Source organism: Frankia sp. AgKG'84/4, assembly GCF_023242965.2.
GTDB lineage: Bacteria > Actinomycetota > Actinomycetes > Frankiales > Frankiaceae > Frankia.
The window spans coordinates 1-5,222 of record NZ_JALKFU020000373.1 but is presented as its reverse complement, the minus strand read 5'-3'; the positions used below and the strand labels follow the sequence as shown (position 1 = coordinate 5,222).

The window sequence follows — 5,222 nt, the reverse complement described above, 5'->3', positions numbered from 1 at the left end:
GCGCACCGCGCCGCCGCTCATCCACGTCTGGCGGGACGCGCTGGTCGAGCCGGCGCTGCCGACGGCGGTGTCCGCGGGCGCCAGCACGACGCGTTCGACGCCGAGCTCGGTGCGGGCGATCTGCCCGGCGACGGTGACGAATCCCTGGCCGACCTCCGCGCAGGCGCTGTGCACCCGCACCCGTGGCGTGCCGTCCTCGTCGAGGTCGAGGCGCACGCGCGCCATCGCGGAGTCGTCGAACCCCTCGGAGAACAGCAGGTTCTTGTAGCCCAGGGCGTAGCCGACTCCCCGGCGGACCCGGCGGGCGTCGGCGCCGGCCGGCAGGCCGCCCGGCAGCGACAGCTCGCTGCCGGGTGCCGGCGGCGGGGGTAGTGGGCGGGCCGCCACCAGCTGGATGAGTTCGCGGGCGGGCAGTGGACCACCGAGCACCTGGCCGGTCGGCAGCACATCTCCCGGTCGCAGGGCGTTACGGACCCGCAGGTCGACGGGGTCCAGGCCGAGCGCGTCAGCCAACCGGTCCAGCTGGGCCTCGTGGCCGATGCTTACCTGGGGGACGCCGAATCCGCGCATGGCCCCGCAGGGCGGGTTGTTGGTGCGGACGGCGACCCCGTGCAGTCGGGCGTGGGCGACCCGGTAAGGCCCGGCGGCGTGGGTCACCGCGTTCGCGAGCACCGCCGGGGAGGACGACGCGTACGCGCCGCCGTCGAAGATCAGCCGGGCGCGCACGCTGACCAGCTCGCCCTGACGGGTGGCGGTGTGGCGGAACCACATCCGGGCGGGGTGGCGGTGGGGATGGCCCAGGAAGGACTCGACCCGGTCGTAGGCGATGCGGACGGGCGCGTGGGCCGCCCGGGCCAGCAGCGCGCCGTGGATCTGCAGGGTGATGTCCTCACGTCCCCCGAACGCACCCCCCACCCCGGCCAGGGTGAGGCGGACCAGTTCCTCGGGCAGCCCCAGGCAGGCGGCGACCTGCTCACGGTCCGAGTGCAGCCACTGGGTGGCGACCCTCAGGTCGACGCCGCCGTCCGCGACCGGGGTGACCAGCGCCGACTCCGGGGCCAGGAAGGCCTGGTCCTGCATGCCGACGCGGTAGGTGTCCTCGACGGCGACCGGCCCGTCGGCCCAGGCTCCGCCGTGGTGGATGTCGATCTCACGGTAGAGGTTGCCGGCGGGGTGCAGCGCCTCGGCCCCCGGGTCGAGGACGCGCTCCGGGTCGGTCCCGGCGCGCAGCGGTTCGTAGTCCACCTCGATGGCCGCGAGCGCGCGGCGGGCGGTCGCCGCGTCGACGGCGGCGACCGCGGCGACGGGCTCGCCGGCGTAACGCGTCTCGGTCGCCGCGAAGACCGGCTGGTCGGCGACGATCAGCCCGTAGGTGGCCACGCCGGGGACGTCGGCCGCTGTCACCACGGCGGCGACGCCAGCCAGCCGACGGGCCGCAGCGGTGTCGATCCGCGCGATGCGGGCCCGCGGGTGCGGCGAACGCAGGGTCCGTCCGTGCAGCATGCCCGGCACGCGCAGGTCCCCGGCATACGGGAAAACGCCGTTGACCTTGTCTGGCCCGTCCGGGCGACGCACCGACTGGCCGATACCGTGCCGCACCCCTCACCCCCCGACCGGATGGGTGGGGGGCTCCCGGCGCGCGGGGAGCATGCCCCGTTCGCGCTGCACGGCCCGGATCGCGGCGAGGATGCGCCCGTAACCGGTGCACCGACAGATGTTGCCGGCCAGTGCTTCGCGGATCTCCTCGTCGTCCGCGTCCGGCCGCCGGGTGAGCAGATCAGTCACCGCGACGACGAACCCGGGAGTGCAGAAGCCGCACTGCACCGCGCCCTCGGCGAGGAACATCGCCCGCACCGCCCGGGCCAGCCCCACCGCGCCGAGCCCGGCGACGGTGACCACCCGGGCGCCGTCGGCATCGGCCGCGAGCACCGTGCACGACGCGGCGAGCCGGCCGTCGAGCAGCACCGAGCAGGCCCCGCACCTGCCCTGTTCGCACGCGTCCTTCACCGACGTGACCCCGAGGGTGTCCCGCAGCACGGTGAGCAGCGAGTCGCCCAGCCCGGCGCCGACCACCGCCCGCGTGAAGCCGTCGATGTTCAGCTGGTAGCTCTCCCCGGCGGCCGTCACGACGCGCCGTCCCGATCGGTGCGCGGGTGCAGGCAGCGGGCCAGCGCCCGCCCGGCGAGCACACCGGCCGCGTGCCAGCGATAGTCCGCCGACTCCCCCGGCCGGACCGGCAGCGCCGGGCCGATGCCGGCGACCGCCTCGACGACCAGGTCACCGAAGCGCCGGACGGCCGGCGCGGGGATCGTCCCGGTGGTCCAGTCGACCTCGCCGACCGCGTAGCTCTCAGCCCCGCCCATCCGGGCCGGCAGGTGCCCCACTCCGCCTATCGCGCAGGCGACGCGGTGGCGCACCCGATCCACCACCAGGGCACAGGACACGATGGCAGGGTAGGCGGCCTGCCGGCCACCGATCTTGACGTAGACCTGTGGACCCCCCGGCCGGGCCAGTCGCACCGCGGTGATCAGGCTGTCCGCCGCGAGGGGGTCGGCGAGGAAGCGCTCCAGCGGCCGCCGCCGCAGGCCGCGTGGTGACGCGGTGAGGACCTCGGCGTCGGCGGCGGTCAGATAGGTCAGCAGGTCCCCGGCCGGCCGTGCCGAGCCGAGCGCCCCGCCGACGGTGCCGGTGTTGCGGATCTGCGCGGATCCGACGACCCGGGCGGCGCGGGCCAGCCCAGGCGCCAGGGACCAGCCCACCAGGTCCGTATAGGTCACCCCCGCGCCGATCGTCAGGCTGTCGGCGCCGGCGCCGCGCACGCGCAGTTCGAGCACCCGGCGCAGCGCGACGACCGCGTCCGCGACCCGCTCGCCGGAGCGCAGCGCGGGCACCAGGTCCGTCCCGCCGGAGAGCAGGGCGACCACATCGCCGGACTCCCGCGCCACGGCCAGCATCTCCACCGCCTCACCGACACCCCGCGGCCGAAACATCCGCGACGCGGCGCCCCCGGCCACCGTCAACGAGAGCCTCCCGCGAACCGGCGCCGGGCGGACGAACGCTGCATGGCAACCGACCCTAGAGGCGGAAAGTTACGTTGATGTTCGACGAGGCGGTCGCCGCGTGATCCCGCCTGATCGGGCCAGCGGCCCAGGCCACGCGAGTCCGCGCGCACCGGGCTCGCCGCCCCGGCGCCCGCGTCGGCTCGGGGCCGGGCCGGGGCATCCGGTCGCGGCGGCCCGAGCACAGGCTGACAATAGGTTTTCCCGCCCCGCGGTGCTGACGCCCGGTGCGCCGGCCAGCGGTGGCGCTGGCCTGCGACCGAACAGAGGTGCTCCGAGGTATGCCACGTCGCCTGCGCAACACGACCTCCGCGCTGCGTCACGGCTGGCATCCGGTGGCCCGCTCGGAGGAGGTGCGCGACGAGCCGGTGGCCGTCCGCCTCCTTGGCCAGCCGTGGGCCCTGGCCCGGTTGGACGGAGCGCTGGCCGCCTTCGCCGACCGCTGCCCGCACCGGCTGGCGCCGCTGTCCGCGGGCCGGGTCGACGGCCAGGAGATCGTCTGCGCCTATCACGGCTGGCGGTTCGTCGCCTCCGGTGAGTGCACGGCGGTGCCCGCTCTCGGTGCCGCAGTGCCCGCCCCCAGACGGGCCAGGGCGGTCGCCGCGTGGGGGGTCACCGAACGGCACGGGCTGGTCTGGCTCGCCCCGGCGGAACCCGTCGCCGACCTCATCGAACTGCCCGAGGCCGACCAGGGCGAGTTCGACTCCGTCTGGCTCACCCCGGTGCGGTCCTCGGCCCCCGCCGGGCTGCTCGCCGACAACTTCCTCGACACCGCGCACTTCCCGTTCGTGCACGCCGCCACGATCGGCGCCGGTGAGGACACCGTCGTACCGCCCTACCGGGTCACGCCGGACGGCGCCGGCTTCACGGTCCGGATGGAGCAGGAGGTGGCCAATCCGGAGGATCCCCTGGTCTCGACGGGGGAGCATCCGCTGATCCAGCGCCGCTGGTCGACCTACTGGTACCAGCCGCCGTTCATGCTCCGGCTGCGACTGGAGTATCCCGACGCCGCCGCCACGAACACGATCCTGTTCTGCCTGCAGCCGGAGGACGATCGGTCCACCCGGATCTACACCCGCCTGCTGCGCGACGACCTCGGCGGGGACGAGACGCGAATCGCGCAGGCCGCCCGGTTCGAGCAGGCCGTTCTGGACGAGGACCTCGCCCTGCAGGAACGCTTCGGCCTCGACGGCCTGCCCCTGCCCGGCAGCGAGTCCCACACCGGCGCGGAGTCGCACACCGGCGCCGAGTCGCACACCGGCGCCGAGCCCCAGCCTGGCGAGGAGGTCAGCATCCGCGCCGACGCTGCCGGTGTCGCGCTGCGGCGAGCCCTCGCGGCCCTCGTCGACAGGGTGCGCGATGCGGCATCGGGTGACGCAGGATATCCGACAGTCCCCGACGCGTCGGCCGTGGTCACGAGCCCGTAAGCGCTCCTACCATGGAGATCGGGACGCGGCCGGGAGGCGTGAAACATGGCGCGACGGGAAGGCCCGGTCATCGACGGGGCGGGATGGGCGGATCTCGACCCGCGGGAGTTCGCGCGGTTCCGGCGGCTGGTCAGCGCGCTGGGCCGGCGGGCGGACGCGACATTGACCGCGTTGACGGACCGCGAGCTCGCCCACGCCCTGGGCGTGGTCCGACTGGGCGACGCGGGGAGCGGGGTCGCGGAGGATGCCGGTGACGCGGCCGGCGACGGGGCCGGGGCCGATCGGCCCGTCGCGTTGCTGCCGGAGGCGCTGCTGCTGTTCGGCCGCCCGGCGGCGATCCGCTGGTTCGTGCCGCACCATGAGGCGTCGATGCAGGTCCTGAGCGGCGCCGGCGCGCAGGCGAGCGACTTCTTCCACTGGCCGCTGTTCCGCCTGGCCGAGGAACTGCTGGCCCGCTTCCGTGCGCGCAACGGCAGCCAGACGGTCCGTTACGAGCTGGTCCGGGTGGCCGTGCCCACCTGGTCGGAGCAGGCGTTCCGGGAGCTGCTGACCAACGCCCTGGTCCATCGGGACTACGCGGTGCCAGGTGTGGTCCATGTCCGCTGGCGCGAGGGAGCGGTCGAGGTCAGCAACCCGGCTCGCCCGGGTACCGGGACGCGCCCCGCCACACCATCGGCGCGTACGAGGACCTTGGCATGGAGGTCGTCGGTACCGGCTACGAGTTCGCCCACAAGGA

Annotated in this window: 4 protein-coding genes and 1 pseudogene; 2 read left to right on the top strand and 3 right to left on the bottom strand. The window is 75.0% G+C overall.

Annotation, left to right across the window (positions count from 1 at the left end):
* The 3 genes from pucD to MXD58_RS19305 all read right to left on the bottom strand — a co-directional run.
* The coding region (gene pucD, locus MXD58_RS19315; RefSeq protein WP_250609681.1) for a xanthine dehydrogenase subunit D at window positions 1-1,599 on the bottom strand (1,599 nt) is incomplete at its 3' end.
* A 3-nt stretch (window positions 1,600-1,602) separates the two neighbouring features.
* Complete coding sequence (locus MXD58_RS19310) at window positions 1,603-2,127, bottom strand: (2Fe-2S)-binding protein (RefSeq protein WP_248839096.1); 525 nt, start codon at window positions 2,125-2,127, stop codon at window positions 1,603-1,605.
* Window positions 2,124-3,020, bottom strand: a complete 897-nt coding sequence (locus MXD58_RS19305; protein ID WP_248839095.1) for an FAD binding domain-containing protein — start codon at window positions 3,018-3,020, stop codon at window positions 2,124-2,126. The genes MXD58_RS19310 and MXD58_RS19305 overlap by 4 nt, the downstream gene beginning before the upstream one ends.
* A gap of 320 nt (window positions 3,021-3,340) precedes the next feature.
* On the opposite strand from MXD58_RS19305, the gene MXD58_RS19300 reads away from it, so the two are divergent.
* Together MXD58_RS19300 and MXD58_RS19295 are read left to right on the top strand one after the other, a co-directional pair.
* Complete coding sequence (locus MXD58_RS19300; protein WP_248839094.1) at window positions 3,341-4,486, top strand: Rieske 2Fe-2S domain-containing protein; 1,146 nt, start codon at window positions 3,341-3,343, stop codon at window positions 4,484-4,486.
* Window positions 4,487-4,531: 45 nt separating this feature from the next.
* Window positions 4,532-5,222: pseudogene (locus MXD58_RS19295) on the top strand (ATP-binding protein); the annotation flags it as partial.